Below are 15,622 nucleotides of genomic sequence, written 5' to 3'. Positions count from 1 at the left end.
TTCCAACAGTTCGCTCGACTTGCATGTATTAGGCATGCCGCCAGCGTTCGTCCTGAGCCAGGATCAAACTCTCCATAATACTGACCGCCGATCCGCAGCGAATTGCGTTGTCAGTTTCACTCGTTCAGTCGGTCATGTACCTGAGTACGCTCCCTTCTTCACTCGATCACTTCCTAGCACTTCACTACAACTCGACACCCAGTAGATGAAAAATCGATTAGCTCGAGTTTCATTTGCTGGCATCAATTAAGATACTCGTTTTGTTCGTGTCATCGTTAGATGCGCAAACTGTATTTCGTTAACGTTTTGCTGTTCAGTTTTCAAGGTTCATTTGCTTTTTAAAAATAATGGAGCGGGTAGGGAGAATCGAACTCCCATCATCAGCTTGGAAGGCTGAGGTTTTACCACTAAACTATACCCGCATATAAGTTGTAATTAAATTGCATCAGTGAGAATGTTTGGTGCGGTAAAGAGGATTTGAACCTCCACGGGGTTAACCCCCACTAGGCCCTCAACCTAGCGCGTCTGCCATTCCGCCACTACCGCTTTGTTTCAGCGACAATTACTACTATACACCTTCAGTTTAAGTAAGTCAAGAACTTTCTCAAAAACTTTTTAAAATGAATGGTGAGCCGTACAGGATTCGAACCTGTGACCCTCTGATTAAAAGTCAGATGCTCTACCAACTGAGCTAACGGCTCGTGTTAAAATGAAAGAAACAAATCGTCCCAAAATACCTTCGTTCTCTCTATTGCGTGTAACACGCAGTAAGAATGGCTGGGGTAGCTGGATTCGAACCAACGAGTGACGGAGTCAAAGTCCGTTGCCTTACCGCTTGGCTATACCCCATCAATGATAACTTGCTATCAGATCTCCAGGGATTTGTTCGTTTTATTAAAAGTGACCCCTACGGGATTCGAACCCGTGATACCGCCGTGAAAGGGCGGTGTCTTAACCGCTTGACCAAGGGGCCTTAATTTGATTGTCGCTTCAGCAAGTGAATGTTTTGTTGCGCTTGTCTTAGTCGACTTTTACTATTATAGACAGGGTCTTGCTGTTCGTCAACCTTTTTAGACAATCTTTTTTAAAAAACTTTTCAACATGCTTAGAAACGTTGATATGACAACCTTTCCGCTGAATGTTTTTCTATGCTACAAAGCGCCCTTCACCTATATCCGTCTCATAGAATAAAAGACATTCACTCATTATGAGTGAATGTCTTTTATTCTTTACTTCACTTTTGAAATTTCCCCAGCACATTTTCCACAGCGATATTTCGTGCAATCCATTCTCCTCCGCCTAGGATAATCCAATCCACAAGCAGTACAACGATATAGATGGATTATCGCACTTTTCACTTTACGTTCCGTTAGCGGCTTACAATGACGGGGGGAATTAGTTTCTTTTAGTAGCTGTTTAAAATCTGCATCTCCATGTTTATATCCCTTTCCTTCTATATGAAGGTGATAATGGCAAAGTTCATGTTTTATGATCCCAATTAATTCTTCCTCATCATGAAGCTTAATAACTAACGGATTAATCTCTATAAAATGATTGCTTAACTTATAGCGACCACCCGTCGTCCGCAGTCGGCTATTAAAAACCGCTTGATGGACAAACTGCTTATGAAAGATATCCAATGAGATCTGTTCAACCAGCTGTTGTAATTGTTCTTCTGACATGCTGATTCTCTCCTTTATTTCTTAAGAGGAAGCATAGATAATGCGATACGTCCTTTTTGACGATCGACGGAATCAATCCATACTGTAACAATATCACCGGATGCAACTACGTCTAACGGATGTTTGACATAGCCATTCTTCATTTTAGATATGTGTACTAATCCGTCTTCTGAAACGCCAATGTCTACAAATGCACCGAAATCCACTACGTTGCGCACTGTTCCCTGCATTTCCATTCCTTCATGTACATCTTTTATATCAAGTACATCCGCTTTTAATAAAGGTTGGGGATAATCGTCACGCGGGTCGCGATTTGGACGCTGCAATGTTTGTATAATATCTTGCAACGTTATTTCTCCTACGTCTAACTGCGCAGCAAGTGTTGGGATATCCACGTGTTCGAGAGCAGTTGTCGCTTCTTCTGTACCAAGCTGGGATTTATCGAGTTGCAACTCTTTTAACACTGCCTCTGCTACTTTATAACTCTCTGGGTGAATGCCTGTCGAGTCAAAGCGCTCTTTTGATTCTGGTATGCGTAAGAAGCCGATTGCCTGTTCGTAAGTTTTCGCGCCGAGTCTCGGTACCTTTTTCAACTCTGTACGTTTTGTGAACTTACCTGCTTCTTCTCTTGCTTTGACAATGTTCTCTGCCACGGCTTTTGAGAGACCTGAAACATACTGTAATAGCGAAGATGAAGCGGTATTAACATTAACCCCCACTCGGTTCACCGCTGTTTCTACAACAAATGAAAGTGATTCCGTCAGATTCTTTTTCGCTACGTCATGCTGGTATTGTCCCACACCAATAGATTCCGGATCAATTTTCACGAGTTCAGACAATGGGTCTTGCAGTCTCCGTGCAATGGATACCGCACTTCTTTGCTCTACCTGCAGGTCCGGGAACTCTTCTCGTGCCTTTGCAGATGCTGAATATACACTCGCTCCAGCTTCATTGACAATTACGTAGGAAACCGGCTTGTCCACTTCTTTAATTAAATCGACAATAAATTTTTCCGTCTCCCGTGATGCAGTCCCGTTACCAATCGCCATAATGGATATCGGATATTTCTTCAATAGATCGAGTATTACTTTTTTCGATGCTTCTTTTTGTGGCTTCGGTGGATGAGGATAAATGACCGAGATGTCATGGAGCTTTCCTGTTTCGTCCACTACTGCAAGTTTACATCCTGTTCTGAATGCCGGATCTACACCAAGAACCGTTCTACCTTTTAACGGTGGTTGTAATAGAAGGCTACGAAGATTTTCCGAAAATACGTGAATTGCTTGCGTTTCCGCTTTTTCAGTTAATGTCGTTCGTACTTCTCTTTCTATTGAAGGGGCAATTAAACGTTTAAAAGAATCCTCTAACGCTTCTCTTATATACGTTGCAGATGATGAAGGATGTCTCTTTAAGTACGTACGCTCAAGATCTCCAATGATGCGCTCTGCCGGGAAATCCACTCCAACACGCAAAACATCTTCTTTTTCTCCTCGATTAATAGCTAAAACGCGGTGAGGTACGATTTTACTGAGTGGTTCTTCATATTCATAGTAGTTTTCAAAAACTTTTCGTTCATCTTCTGCGCCTTTTTTAAGGGTAGCTGTCAGTTTTCCGGATGCCCATGTGATTTTACGAATTTTCTCACGCATTGTTGCGTCTTCCGATACTCTTTCCGCAATAATGAACTTGGCGCCTTCTAACGCATCTTCTATAGTATGGATTTCTTTTTCAATATTGATATAGGCTTGTGCTGCATTTTCAATATTTGCGGATAACTGTTGCATCAATTGATCAGCAAGTGGTTCTAAGCCGTTTTCAATCGCAATCATCGCTTTCGTACGTCGTTTTTGTTTATAAGGGCGGTACAAGTCTTCGACACGCTGCAATACTGTCGCGCGCTCAATGTCTGCCTTTAACTTATCATCCAGCTTCCCTTGTTCATCGATTAAACGCAACACTTCTTCTTTTCGCTGTTCGAGCGATTTTATATAATGATAGGCATCTTCAATCTCTTTGATCTGTACTTCATCGAGTGAACCTGTTGCTTCTTTTCGGTAACGCGCAATAAAAGGTACAGTGTTGCCTTCTTCCAACAGAGCGATGACACTTGCCGTTTGGCGTTTACTGATTCCTGCGCGGCTTGCTGTTGCTTCCATAAGATCTTTTGACAATTTAACCACCCTTTCTTCTTTCCATATAATAGCATGTTTCCAATGCAGTTTCCTTCTACGGCTATTTATTTTCAAGCACAAAAAAGCCTGCTTCAACTTAATGAAGCAGACTAGCCGTGATGAATGTTGCATCATCATTATCTTCAATCGTACCTTCAACCTTTTTATACAATTGATACGGAGTAGAGTTTTCTTGTAAGTATTTCTTAGGACTTCGCAAGTTTACGCCGTCAGAGTGGAGGAAGAACCGGTCGTTCTTATTATAAGGATATCTTTGCGTACGAGGCGATTGTGGTCGTCCGGATAGATAACCCATTACCGGTAAGGGATAAATCATCTGACCATTCGATTGCAGAATATAGATCCGAATATTACCGACACAACTATATTCTAGGGTTTGCTGTTCAAAGTACACTTTCACAATCCCTACTGCAGCACCGCGTTTATGCACCATCTGTTTATTGCAACGCAGTAACAAATCGTCAGGTGATTCATGATGATATATCTTTAAGACTTGTGGAATGATTTCAGCGGATTCTTTCGCTTCCGTTCCACTGCCCAAGCCGTCTGCAATAGCACAAATGAAATAATCTTCTTCTGAATGAATGTAGTATGCATCCCCAGAATCTTTATTACCTTTTTTTGACTGTTGGTATATATATGCCTCTACATAGTCATTCTCAAAAGTTTCCACTAATTTGCACCACCACTCGTTAGGATTACCTCTTGTAATTTCTTGATTGCTTTCCGTTGCAGTCTTGAAACATGCATTTGGGAAATATCCAGTAATTCTCCAGCTTCTTTCTGGCTCATCTGATCGATATATGTATACTGGATAATCTGACGTTCGCGTTCACTTAAAACGTTCAGTGCATTCAAAACAAGCATACGCTGATCTGTTTTCTCAAATCCGTCATCCGTCTCACCAATAATATCTAGCAACGTAATGGTTCCGCCTTCTGAATCCGCATCTAGTGTATGGTCAATCGATAACGCTTGGTAACTTCTGCCCATTTCCATCGCTTCAAGCACTAACTCCTCGTCGGTACCAAGATATTCTGCTATTTCATAGACCATTGGCGAACGTTGAAATTCAGTTGTTAACGTTTCAACAGCCGCTTTTATTTTAGGTCCTAATTCCTTGATTCGTCGCGGTACGTGAACAGCCCATGTTTTATCTCGAAGGAAACGCTTGATTTCCCCGATGATGGTCGGTACAGCAAACGCTTCAAAGTTTCGTCCTTGCTCAGGATCATATCTTCGAATCGCGCCTAGTAGTCCGAGCATTCCTGCTTGGACTATATCTTCATGATGAGATTGTCCACGCGAATATTTGCGCGCGATAGAATGCACCAGTCTCTCATAATGGAGGACTAATTGTGTTTGCGCGTGGTCATCATTATTCTCTTGATATTCGTGTATCCATTTAAGGACTTGCTCTTTTGTCTCACTGTCACGAGAAGACTGTTGATTTGACATGATCCTCTCCCCGCTCTCTGCCCAAATATTTGGTCATGAAAACAATGACACCCTCCCCTTGGTCTACTTTGACTTCATCCATTAAAGTTTCCATCAAGTAAAGTCCTAAGCCACCTTCTCTAAGAGGTGATTCTTCATTCCAATCTTGATAGGGTCCGACTTTTTTCTTTGTTTCTTCAAAGTCAAAGCTTTGACCATGATCCGTCACGACAATTTCCAGGCGATCTTCATAGAGGGCACATCCTAAAATCACTTCACCTGTTTTTTCATCATTGTACGCGTGCTGCACAGCATTCGTCACTGCTTCACTTGCAGCGATCTTCAAATCTTCAATTTCGTCATATGTGAATCCAATGCGGCTTGCAAGACCCGATATAGCTAACCGGGCTACACCTACGTACTGGGCTTTTGCAGGAACTTTTATTTCGATGTAATCAAACGCTTGCATTATTTTCGCCACCTTTAGATTGTTCTATCTCCATAATCTCACTAAGGCCCGTAATTTCAAACAATCGATAAAGGCGTTGATTTAGTCCTTGAATGACTAATTTTCCATTATGCGCTTTTACTTCTTTATAGTATCCCACAAATACGCCCAGGCCTGTACTGTCCATATAATTCACTTCAGATAAATCTAATTCTATTTCGATTCCTTCCACTAACTCTAAAGTAGCCAAATACTCTTTTAATTTTGGCGCTGTATATATATCGATTTCACCGATAACTTTAAAATTATGCACGAGATCTTTGTCAACTTGCTCAACTTGTAAATTCATTTCGCCACCCCGATCGTTTTCTCTATTTTCTCTGAATGCACAGCGTAATCATGCTTGCTACACACTCATTGTTTTATACCCATTCTCTAATTTCTTAAACATTTATTTTGTTTTCTTCAAAATTACAAGTGTGAAATCATCATGCAATTCATAGTTTTGCATTTTAGACAGCTCGCTAAATAAATAGTCAACCATCGTTTGCGCACTTTCCGAACGCACTTCGCGCAATAAACTTTCTATAACATCCATCTCAATGAAACCTTTATCGGTTCTGGTTTCCGTTACACCATCCGTCATAATCACGACGAAATCATTATTATCAAGACGCACAGTTCGTTCTTCATACACTGCGTCTTCTTGCACGCCTAGCAATAGACCTTTACTTTCTAGCAAACTGTACGAATCTTCTGCCGCTCGATAAAATAGAGCCGGTTCATGTCCAGCTGAAGAATAGCGGAATATTGAGTTATTTGTATCATACTTTCCGTAAAACATGGAAATGAACATGGAATCAGCAATGCTTTGTTCTACCATTTTATTGATAAAGCTTAACACTTCAAAAGGATTTCTTTTCTCATACCTCAGACTATCCATACCGAACTTTACCATGGACATATGCATCGCTGCCGACATGCCTTTTCCGATAATATCAGCAACCGCCAAGCAAACCTCTTGTTCTGTTTCCTTGAGGAAGTATACATAATCCCCATTCATTTGCTTCGACGGTTTGGAAATCCAACCTATATCCAGGCCTTCCAACATAGGAGTTGTTGTTTGTAACAAAGTATTTTGTACTCTGACAGCAATATCCATCTCCGTTTGAATGGCCTCTTGTTTGCGGATCAAGCTCTGATGCTCTTTTAACGCTAGTCCATAATGAATCATCATTTCGATTAAAAAGTCGAAAGAGACGCTGACATCGGCCGGCAGATCTTTAATCAGTTCTTCAACAGAATTTTTATGAATACTGATAACATCTTCCGGCGCGATACTCTTTTCTATGAAGCTGCGGCTGAATTGCTGTCCCAAATAGAGATCTTCTTCTCCTTTGGAGTGCAGATAATTCTCCAGCATTTGCTTATACTGCTTACCCGCCTCTTGTGGCAATACCCTTCAACTCCTAGTGCAACCATTTTGTTGCTGTAATAGTGGTACCTACGCCCACTTCTGTTTCTATCCGAAAATCATCCATCAGTCGTTTGACTCCTGGCATTCCTGCACCCAGTCCTCCTGAAGTCGTATATCCATCTGTCATAACTTTTTGCAAATCAGAAATTCCTGGCCCTTCATCGGAAGCGGTAATAAGTAAACCCACCCGCGCACCTACTGAAATAGGCACAATTTCGATTCGGCCTTTTCCTGCGTAAAGGTATATATTTCTCGCTAATTCACTAATGGCAGTCGTAATTCTAGCTTGGTCGACTGTTCCAAAACCCGTACTTTTCGCCTCATTGCGGCCTAATTGTCTAGCTGCAACAATATCCCACTCCGTCTTGATCTCTATAGAAGACCTGTGTTCCATGGTCAGGCCTCCAATTCTCTAGTCAATTTCTCTAACCCATTCTCTAGATCTAATGCAGTTGTCACGTTTTCTAAACGGATACCTAATTCAATTAACGTAATGGCTACAGATGGTTGAATACCCGTGATGACAACTTTCGCACCCATCAGACTTGTCATATGAATAACATCCCCAAGCACTTTTGCGATGAATGAATCAATGAAGTCGATTGGTGTCAAATCAATCACGACGCCCCGTGCAGATGTTTTATGCAGTTGATTCAATAAATCTTCTTGGAATTGTAATGCTGTCTGATCGTCAAGCTCCACTTGAATAGATACAATCAATGTATCCTTTAGCTTTAGAATCGGGATTCGCATCTTCATACTACTTTTCCTCCTCCACAATTGTCCGACCTGTCATTTCAAGCGCTTTTTGCATACCTCTGCGCAACGTGCTTGTCGTTGAGAAATCGGTAAGATTAATACCAAGCGTCACAATAGTCTGTGCAATTTCTGGGCGAATTCCGACTAGCATACATTTCGCCCCTACTAATCGAACCGCGTCTGCCGCTTGAATGATATGGTGCGCAACCATTGTATCGACTACCGGTACACCTGTAATATCAAGTAACACGACTTCAGCGCGCTGCTTGACAACACCTTCCAATAGATTCTCCATGATCAATTTTGCACGTTCTGTATCGATTGTCCCAACTAACGGCATGACAGATATCTTGTCGAATACCGGGATCAAAGATGCGGATAGTTCTTGCAAAGCAATCTTCTGCAAGATGTCCGTACGTTCCCACTTCGTAGAATATTCTTCGATGATGCTCTCTCTTAGCGGATTGATCCAGTTTGAAAGGATATTAATTCCTTCGCGCAAGTTGGACTCTCGTAAAATCCCCGTCTCAAAAAATAGGTTATATACGACGCCAGAAAACGTATCAATTGCCCGATTGATAAACTTAATTGACCATCCAAAATGAATGATTTTCTCTGTAAACTCATCCAGTCTTCCCTTGTCCACTGTTTCGCGATACGATAGATTAGACGTCATCAATTCTGCAAACTCTCTACTAGTTGTTGCCACTACAGCTTCAGGCATTAAATCTAGAAAACGCTCATCAGCATTCTCTTTCATTTGTTCTACCCAGCGCGTAGTGATTATATCTATATTCTCGGCTATACCTTTTTTCATGACTTCGTTCATCGTTATTTGTTCCTCCCTACATCTTCAGTTACCTCTATTGTATCGAATTCCATTGCAAACTACATGTTTTTAATCACTTTTTTTGAAATTACTTAAAAAAAAAACACTATAACCGATTGGCTATAGTGTTTTCAGAAGCCATAAGTTACTGGCGCCATCTGCAATAAAAGTTAGTAGAATATGTATGCTAAAATTTAATAAGCCCGAAGCTTACTTGTAAAGCTTCGTCGACTTGCTTCATTAACGCATCGTCTAAGTGTGTTATTTTGTCTGTAAGCCTAGACTTGTCGATTGTGCGGACTTGCTCGAGCAGGATGACTGAATCCCGCTCGAATCCATGCCGGGCCGCTGTAATTTCGACATGTGTCGGCAATTTTGCTTTTTGAATTTGTGCAGTAATGGCTGCCACAATCACTGTAGGACTGAATCGGTTACCGATGTCGTTTTGGATGATCAGTACCGGTCTAGTCCCACCCTGTTCAGAACCGACTACAGGTGACAAATCTGCAAAAAAGACGTCTCCGCGTTTAATTGCCAACTTTTCATCCTCCGCTGACGCAACGTTCCACGGTATGCTGAGCTTCAAATTCCGCATATAAACATTCTGCCGCTATGTTGAGGTTGATTTGCGACATTTCCACATAACCTCTAATCATGGCTTCACGTAATAAGGAAGCTTCGCCATGTTTGATATGTTTCACATCTGTCGTATAAACGAAATCTTCTTGCACTTGCTCCCATTGAAAGATTGCGTCTTCATTTTGCTGTTGCAATCTGGTTGAGGCTATACTAAGTATTCTTTTATCGTTTTTATCCGTACGCAAATCGAGCACCTCCGACAAACCCATCCCTCTATTTCTATATCATTTCTATCTTACCATTTATATTGGAATATGAAAAGACAAGGTTTGAAGTGTTTTGACAAGAAATACTAGTTTCGTCAGTAGAATGTCGAATTAGATGATCGTTGCGTCATATATTCCGCCAGATAGTTTCGACGTTTTCACGTATAGACTCTAGGTATCCGTGTAGAAAATGTTACAGCTATTTCATAGGGTATCGTGTTTAGGCGTTCAGACCATTCTTCTATACCTATTTCTTCGTTGCCCTGTTTGCCGATCAATATCACCTTTTCACCTTCAGAATATTCACGAGGTAATCGAATCATGCATTGGTCCATGCAAATGGTGCCAACAATCGGTACCCTCTTGCCATCGATTAGTACTTCCTGACCTTTAAGTGAACGCTTCAGCCCATCCGCATAGCCCACAGGTAATGTTCCGATCCATTCTCCCTCAACCGCTTTATACGTACCGCCATAGCTAATTTCTTCGCCAGCCGTCATTTGTTTCACGTAAGTTAATTCGGTTTCTATCGCCAATGCCCGTTCAAGCGTAAACGGTAGCTGCTTTGCAACGGTATGAGACGGCGGAATACCGTATAAACTTATGCCAAACCTAACAGCATCTAGTGCATATTCAGGATACAACAAAGCCCCTGCGCTATTCGATGCATGAATGAGACGCGGTTTTTCAGGCAAACAATTTACTAGACGCATAAATCGTTCATACTGTCGCCGCGTTGGTTCTCTATTTTCTTCATCCGCACGTGCAAAATGTGTGAATACACCATCAATAAATAAATCGGACTGCTGAATGCGCCTCACCAATTGCGTGAGCTCTTCTTCATTCCTCACTCCAATTCTACCCATCCCACTGTCGATTTTTACATGAATTCTGCATTTATTATCAAAGGGTTGTTGTGCAATCACTTGTTTTACCCAATTCTCACTCGTAACCGTTAGAATAATGTTATGTTGTGCAGCTACAGCGGCAAATGACACCGGTGAAAATCCCAGTACAAGAATATCGACTGTCGGCTGCGTTTTCCTGAGCGTCATCGCTTCATCCGGAGTCGCAACAGCAAACATTTCTGCTCCCGCTCGCAATGCAGCGGAAGCAGCCTGCGCTACTCCATGACCGTATCCATCTGATTTGACGACCGCGATCAACTTGGTTTCTTTAGGTAAATAAGACATAAGGTGTTGTGCATTGTGCCGAATAGCTGCTGTATTAATAATCGCTCGTGTTGGCCGATACTGTGTTTCGTTGAACATTTCCTTCCACCTCGTTATAGGATAGACTGTTGCATGAAATAATTATCTATCCAAAGGCACAGTCTAGTCAATTGATTCAGTCGTTAATTACTTGGATTCTGTCGCTGTCATCGAATTTGCTACAGTGATTAATTCTTCTTTGCTTAACATGTCAGATGCAACAAAGAACGCCATGCCATTCGCTTCCCAGTGAATAGATTTTTCCGTCAATGCCGCTACCGCGAAACCTAGATCAACTGGATCACCTTCTATGGAAACTGGCATTTGATTCAAGGGCTTTTCAGCTGGTTCCTGAATGACAACATATTCCTTATCTCCACTGAATGTCATGATAACACGCTGACCATTCTCAATTTCCACACTCTTCTCTTCAGACAATGTTGTACCTTGTAAATTAGCAACCGGATAGTAAGTTTGTTGATCTACCTTAGCTTGATCTTCCCCATCACCTTCTGTTGCTTCTCCATCAGAATCCGATTGATCACCATCTGCTTTTGGTTTATCCATTTCTACCTTATACTCAGCCACTTTATGCTCTACACCCAAGGCAATTTTATCGAACTTAATGGAAATCTTTTCTTCTCCTGCTTCATCATGAATCGTCACCTTGTTTGGTAACAAAGTCTTTTTATCGATATGAATTTTCTGAGTTGGTAAAAGTGATTTATGATTATTGCGTGTTGCCGTTTCAAAGATATACTCTTTTTCTTTTTCTTCCATTACCGCTGCCTTGTCTACCTTAATATCTTCAGCAAGCGTTCCGATCAGATACCCTTGACTGTTTTGCGCCGGCCAGTCACTTTGGAATTTATATGTTTTGCCAAGTGACGGCGTAATAACAAACACACCTTCTTCATTACGGACGATCATTTGCGATTCTTCATTCCCCGATTGCGTTACATTTACTTTGTAAAACTCTGGCTTAGTATGCCATACTTCCACATTGTACATCCGTGGCTCCGAACCTGTTTTGATTTCCATCGAGGCATTTAGCTCATACCCCTTCGTTTCATTCCACTTATTACTAAGTTTCTTCATGACATCTTCTTTAGAGGGTTTACCGCATCCTCCTAGTACTAACATAACGGCAACGACTGTTAACAAAATAATTTTTTTCCGCATTCTTTTCATCCTTTCTCCAATCAATTCGGGTAGCTTATCTTATGAGAGGGATGAATCGATTATGCGAGCTTGTTTTAAATTCTGTTCAGACGCTTTCAGGATTCCATTAAGACCACTTGTGCAGCAGCTACATTTCGAGTATGTGTAATGCTAATAAACCCTTGAACCAGTTGACTATGGAAGTACAATACAGGGCGACCACTTGCTTCCGAAATGACTTCAATGTCCAAAAAACTGCAATCCGTTCCGATTCCAGTACCTCGCGCTTTCGAGAATGCTTCTTTGGCAGCAAAGCGCCCCGCCAAGTATTCATTTTTACGGTGGCCATGTAGCGTTTCATATACTCGTAGTTCTCTTTCGGACAATATCCGTTCTCTGAATTTCGCGCCACGGCCATCCAAACGGGCTATGCGATCCAATTCCACGATGTCTAATCCAATTCCTTGTATCAAAATGAACAACTCCTTTCCCTTCAAGTTAAATAATATGTATAATCAGTACAGAAGATTGAGGTGAAACCATGTTTATAAGAACGGAAAACTTTTCACAATATGTTCGCGCATATCCTGTCGTGACATTTTTGCTCGCCTTAAATATCGGGATTTTTATCTATACATTAATTCCCGGCATTGGTGATCGGCTCTTTTTATTCGGCTTGGGAGATAACTTGCTCATTGCGAATGGAGAGTATTGGCGCTTAATAACCCCGATGTTTTTGCATGGCGGTTTCATGCATTTACTATTTAACATGTTCTCGCTTTTCGTTTTCGGACCAGAGCTTGAGAAAATCGCAGGGAAAGCACGGTTTATCACCGTATATTTGTTAGCCGGCTTGTTCGGCGATATCGCAACATACTTCGTGCAGCCTGTTGCCTATACGCATGTCGGTGCAAGTGGTGCGATCTTTGGTGTGTTCGGTGCGTTTGGCGCGCTTGTGTATTACACGAAGCATGCATTTCCACAGTTGAGACAAGTTATTTTACCGATTATCATCATTAGTGTTGTGATGACGTTTGTCGGGACGAATATCAACGTGACAGCGCACATTGCAGGGCTGCTCACGGGCTTCCTGATCGGGTTGAGCTTTTTCAATCCGAAGAACATTGTTAGTTGGCGAAAAAAGTAGTGTCATGCAAAGCCAGACTAGGATTATCCTTGTCTGGCTTTTTAAATGGAGAATTGCATAAAGAGTCAAATAGTGGGTACGAAGAGATTGGAGTAATAGCGAAGCGTTAAGAGCACAAATTTCCTATCCTATCTCCTGTCAGCCTATCCACTTTCACTAATCCAAAAGCCAGACAAGTTTAGTTGTCCGGCTCTGTTTGTGATTCTGTGCTTTCTGGGTGGTACTCATACCAAGACAGGAACTTTTCTGCGTCTTCCTGAGACATGTGACGAATGGCTGGGGCGTCGAGTGTCATACCTGACTTGACATTGGCTGTGATCGTTGCAACCTTTTTCCTGCGATGGAAGTAGTTCTGACCCAACTCCATCGACTGAATCCGATTCTTCTCCGTAAACACCGTCTGCCGGCTGACTATGCGAAAACGCATAGTCAATTGTTTCGGCAAGATCGTGTAGGCCGCCGTCTTGTATTGCCAAATACCGTGCAATCCTACCAACGGCAACAATAACAACATCAGCAAGCCGTAAGGAAAGAAGTTGTACGAGACAACCGCTATCGCTATAAGTGTCACAAGTAACTTAAAACGATAGTAGAAACGTTTCCCTCTTCCACCAATTTTCTCTATCGGTTCACTGAAGTCTATAGTGGGAAATAACTCTTGCAATGGTTCGACAATGCGATTTCGTTTCGCTAGCGGAAAAAGTTTGATGCGCGAACCTTCTCCCACTCCCCCCGCACTGTTGATGATGACCGCTCCGTAGCCGAATAACTGACGGATAGGATTTTCGATGATCGTAATATTTTGTACACGTTTCAACGGCACAGTAACCCGTTTCTTCTCAAGTAACCCCCGCGTGATGACTAAATCATCTTTCTCACGCATGACTTTGAAATCATAATTCGCAAGGAATGTCATCGCGACGGATAGCAACCAAACAATCAGGAAACCAAGTGCTACAAGGGCTGCAATGACGAAAATACCGATACGGATGAAAGATTTCAATTCTCCGAACAACCAGTCGTACGGGATGAGTTCCTCGATTTGCGATAGGAAGACGATCGCACCAGATAAAATAACTCCGATCCCACCCGAAGTTGTCGCAAGCATAAGCAAATCCTTTGTCGTCATAGAAAAAATTACTGGTGCTGGTTGTTGTGCTATCTGCACTTCTTCCTCCGGCTCTCGAATCAACTGCCACTCTATTTGATCAAATAATGCTGGTTTTGGACCTATAACTTTCATTTTTTTTGATTGCTTAATTTCTTTTTCAATCTGTTGCGCTGCTTCCTTCGTGATTGCAGTTAATTCAGCTTCCGCATCTTTACCGGATGACGAACCTGCTGTTTCAATTTTGACCTTAACCAGCTGAAATGGTCGATGGAAAATACCTTCTGTATAATCTAGACTTTGAATACGATCGAATGGAATGTAACGCTTTTTCCGTACAAACAAACCCGATACGATGCGCAACTCCTGATCTTCAAACCAGTAATCAAAACGGCGCCATTTCACAATACCGGAAACTAACGTGAATATGAGAAGCACGCCAAATAAAATCAAAGACCAATACTGGATATACCATGGTGCTGTACTTTCTCCTTTGAAACCATTCACGAAAACTAAAATTACGAACGGACCTATCAAATCTTTCAGTGCTTTGGCAGTCTCGACTACAGCTGAAATCCAATGTAGTTTATAATGTGGTTCAGACATCGTCTTTCGCCACCCTTGCAAACGTGGAAATACGGTTGCGCAGTTCATCTGCCTCTTCCGTCACTAGCGCAGGAATGGAATGAGTAGTCGCTGCAGTGGAAATTGTGATAGAAGCCAGACCATACTTACGTAAAATCGGCCCTTCCGCTGTGTCCACGTGCTGAACGCGCACCATCGGAATGAGCGTACGATTGACAATGAATAATCCGTGTTGAAGTTCAATTTCTGCTTCACGTACTTCATAGCGCCAGCGTTGCCAACTAATTTTCGGGAATAAATAAATTGATAAAAACGCATATAATAGTACAATTACTGTAACGACGATCATAATCCAAATCGGCCATTCAAAAAAATACGACAAAAAACCTAAACCGACTGCGATGGCTAATATAATCACACTTTGAATCGTTCCATATAATCTCCAAACGGTTAATCCTTTTCTGGAGATTTGATTGGAAGGTTGCTGTCTCACGGGTCCACCTCTTTTCAAATTTCTACTCACTATATACGTAACAATCGTGAAAACGTTTCATTCTAATCGATCATATCATATTCACGACAAAAAAATCCGGGCTGCTATAATGCTAAAATGTACCCTTTGTAAAGGACAATTATAAAAAAAGCCTAAGCTGCTTGTTGAAGCTGTCGTCTGTATTCTGCAGGCGGCAGCTTTTTCAAGTTCCACTGCCCGCGATAATGGTTATAGTACGTCATATAACT

The 15,622-nt window shown here is 41.8% G+C and carries 19 protein-coding genes, 5 tRNA genes and 1 rRNA gene; 1 reads left to right on the top strand and 24 read right to left on the bottom strand.

What is annotated here, in order from left to right:
* The 21 genes from CSV73_RS15645 to acpS form a co-directional block, all read right to left on the bottom strand.
* A 16S ribosomal RNA gene (locus tag CSV73_RS15645) occupies positions 1-79 on the bottom strand; the annotation flags it as partial.
* A 269-nt stretch (positions 80-348) separates the two neighbouring features.
* Positions 349-422 (bottom strand) — tRNA-Gly (locus tag CSV73_RS15640).
* Between the two features lie 37 nt (positions 423-459).
* Positions 460-546, bottom strand: a tRNA-Leu gene (locus CSV73_RS15635).
* A gap of 79 nt (positions 547-625) precedes the next feature.
* A tRNA-Lys gene (locus CSV73_RS15630) sits at positions 626-701 on the bottom strand.
* Between the two features lie 73 nt (positions 702-774).
* A tRNA-Gln gene (locus tag CSV73_RS15625) sits at positions 775-849 on the bottom strand.
* A gap of 52 nt (positions 850-901) precedes the next feature.
* A tRNA-Glu gene (locus CSV73_RS15620) sits at positions 902-973 on the bottom strand.
* A 256-nt stretch (positions 974-1,229) separates the two neighbouring features.
* Positions 1,230-1,682: a SprT family protein gene (locus tag CSV73_RS15615; protein ID WP_085131896.1), complete on the bottom strand. Its 453-nt coding sequence runs from the start codon at positions 1,680-1,682 to the stop codon at positions 1,230-1,232.
* Between the two features lie 14 nt (positions 1,683-1,696).
* On the bottom strand, positions 1,697-3,838 hold the full coding sequence (locus CSV73_RS15610) for a Tex family protein (protein WP_085133584.1): 2,142 nt from the start codon (positions 3,836-3,838) through the stop codon (positions 1,697-1,699).
* Between the two features lie 112 nt (positions 3,839-3,950).
* Positions 3,951-4,547, bottom strand: coding sequence for a PP2C family serine/threonine-protein phosphatase (locus tag CSV73_RS15605; protein WP_085131897.1), 597 nt, complete (start codon positions 4,545-4,547; stop codon positions 3,951-3,953).
* Positions 4,547-5,332 (bottom strand): RNA polymerase sigma factor SigB, encoded by a 786-nt coding sequence (gene sigB, locus CSV73_RS15600; protein WP_085131898.1) that lies wholly within the window; start codon positions 5,330-5,332, stop codon positions 4,547-4,549. The genes CSV73_RS15605 and sigB overlap by 1 nt, the downstream gene beginning before the upstream one ends.
* Positions 5,307-5,780, bottom strand: a complete 474-nt coding sequence (gene rsbW / locus CSV73_RS15595; RefSeq protein ID WP_085131899.1) for an anti-sigma B factor RsbW — start codon at positions 5,778-5,780, stop codon at positions 5,307-5,309. Before rsbW ends, sigB begins: the two co-directional genes overlap by 26 nt.
* The gene (locus CSV73_RS15590; RefSeq protein ID WP_085131900.1) at positions 5,767-6,108 is read right to left on the bottom strand and encodes an STAS domain-containing protein; all 342 of its coding nucleotides are present in this window, start codon (positions 6,106-6,108) and stop codon (positions 5,767-5,769) included. The genes rsbW and CSV73_RS15590 overlap by 14 nt, the downstream gene beginning before the upstream one ends.
* A gap of 102 nt (positions 6,109-6,210) precedes the next feature.
* Positions 6,211-7,215 (bottom strand): PP2C family protein-serine/threonine phosphatase, encoded by a 1,005-nt coding sequence (locus CSV73_RS15585; protein ID WP_199093179.1) that lies wholly within the window; start codon positions 7,213-7,215, stop codon positions 6,211-6,213.
* Positions 7,216-7,228: 13 nt separating this feature from the next.
* The gene (locus CSV73_RS15580; RefSeq protein WP_085131901.1) at positions 7,229-7,630 is read right to left on the bottom strand and encodes an anti-sigma regulatory factor; all 402 of its coding nucleotides are present in this window, start codon (positions 7,628-7,630) and stop codon (positions 7,229-7,231) included.
* A gap of 2 nt (positions 7,631-7,632) precedes the next feature.
* The gene (locus tag CSV73_RS15575; RefSeq protein WP_083034138.1) at positions 7,633-7,995 is read right to left on the bottom strand and encodes an STAS domain-containing protein; all 363 of its coding nucleotides are present in this window, start codon (positions 7,993-7,995) and stop codon (positions 7,633-7,635) included.
* 1 nt (position 7,996) lies between these two features.
* Positions 7,997-8,824: an RsbT co-antagonist protein RsbRA gene (locus CSV73_RS15570; protein ID WP_085131902.1), complete on the bottom strand. Its 828-nt coding sequence runs from the start codon at positions 8,822-8,824 to the stop codon at positions 7,997-7,999.
* Between the two features lie 187 nt (positions 8,825-9,011).
* Entirely contained in the window at positions 9,012-9,362 is a 351-nt protein-coding gene (locus CSV73_RS15565) for a type II toxin-antitoxin system PemK/MazF family toxin (RefSeq protein ID WP_029054722.1), read from the bottom strand.
* A gap of 4 nt (positions 9,363-9,366) precedes the next feature.
* Complete coding sequence (locus CSV73_RS16920; RefSeq protein ID WP_099628036.1) at positions 9,367-9,672, bottom strand: transcriptional regulator; 306 nt, start codon at positions 9,670-9,672, stop codon at positions 9,367-9,369.
* A 155-nt stretch (positions 9,673-9,827) separates the two neighbouring features.
* Positions 9,828-10,940: an alanine racemase gene (alr, locus tag CSV73_RS15555; RefSeq protein ID WP_099628035.1), complete on the bottom strand. Its 1,113-nt coding sequence runs from the start codon at positions 10,938-10,940 to the stop codon at positions 9,828-9,830.
* Between the two features lie 87 nt (positions 10,941-11,027).
* On the bottom strand, positions 11,028-12,062 hold the full coding sequence (locus tag CSV73_RS15550; protein WP_085131905.1) for a LolA family protein: 1,035 nt from the start codon (positions 12,060-12,062) through the stop codon (positions 11,028-11,030).
* Between the two features lie 95 nt (positions 12,063-12,157).
* Entirely contained in the window at positions 12,158-12,514 is a 357-nt protein-coding gene (acpS, locus tag CSV73_RS15545) for a holo-ACP synthase (RefSeq protein WP_085131906.1), read from the bottom strand.
* Positions 12,515-12,582: 68 nt separating this feature from the next.
* Between acpS and CSV73_RS15540 the strand changes: the two genes are divergently transcribed.
* Positions 12,583-13,188, top strand: a complete 606-nt coding sequence (locus CSV73_RS15540) for a rhomboid family intramembrane serine protease (protein WP_085131907.1) — start codon at positions 12,583-12,585, stop codon at positions 13,186-13,188.
* Between the two features lie 178 nt (positions 13,189-13,366).
* On the opposite strand, the gene CSV73_RS15535 is transcribed toward CSV73_RS15540, so the two are convergent.
* The 3 genes from CSV73_RS15535 to CSV73_RS17000 form a co-directional block, all read right to left on the bottom strand.
* Positions 13,367-14,902 carry a PH domain-containing protein gene (locus tag CSV73_RS15535; protein WP_158232364.1) on the bottom strand — a complete coding sequence of 512 codons (1,536 nt, stop codon included), beginning with the start codon at positions 14,900-14,902 and terminating at the stop codon, positions 13,367-13,369.
* Positions 14,895-15,374 carry a PH domain-containing protein gene (locus tag CSV73_RS15530; RefSeq protein ID WP_085131909.1) on the bottom strand — a complete coding sequence of 160 codons (480 nt, stop codon included), beginning with the start codon at positions 15,372-15,374 and terminating at the stop codon, positions 14,895-14,897. Before CSV73_RS15530 ends, CSV73_RS15535 begins: the two co-directional genes overlap by 8 nt.
* Before the next feature lie 152 nt (positions 15,375-15,526).
* Positions 15,527-15,622 (bottom strand): IS3 family transposase (locus CSV73_RS17000; RefSeq protein ID WP_369802603.1); only part of this gene is annotated, 96 nt, incomplete at its 5' end.

This window comes from Sporosarcina sp. P1, assembly GCF_002743155.1.
Classification (GTDB): Bacteria; Bacillota; Bacilli; order Bacillales_A; family Planococcaceae; genus Sporosarcina; species Sporosarcina ureae_B.
Note: the sequence above shows the minus strand (reverse complement) of the source record. Positions and strands in the feature narration are given on the sequence as shown.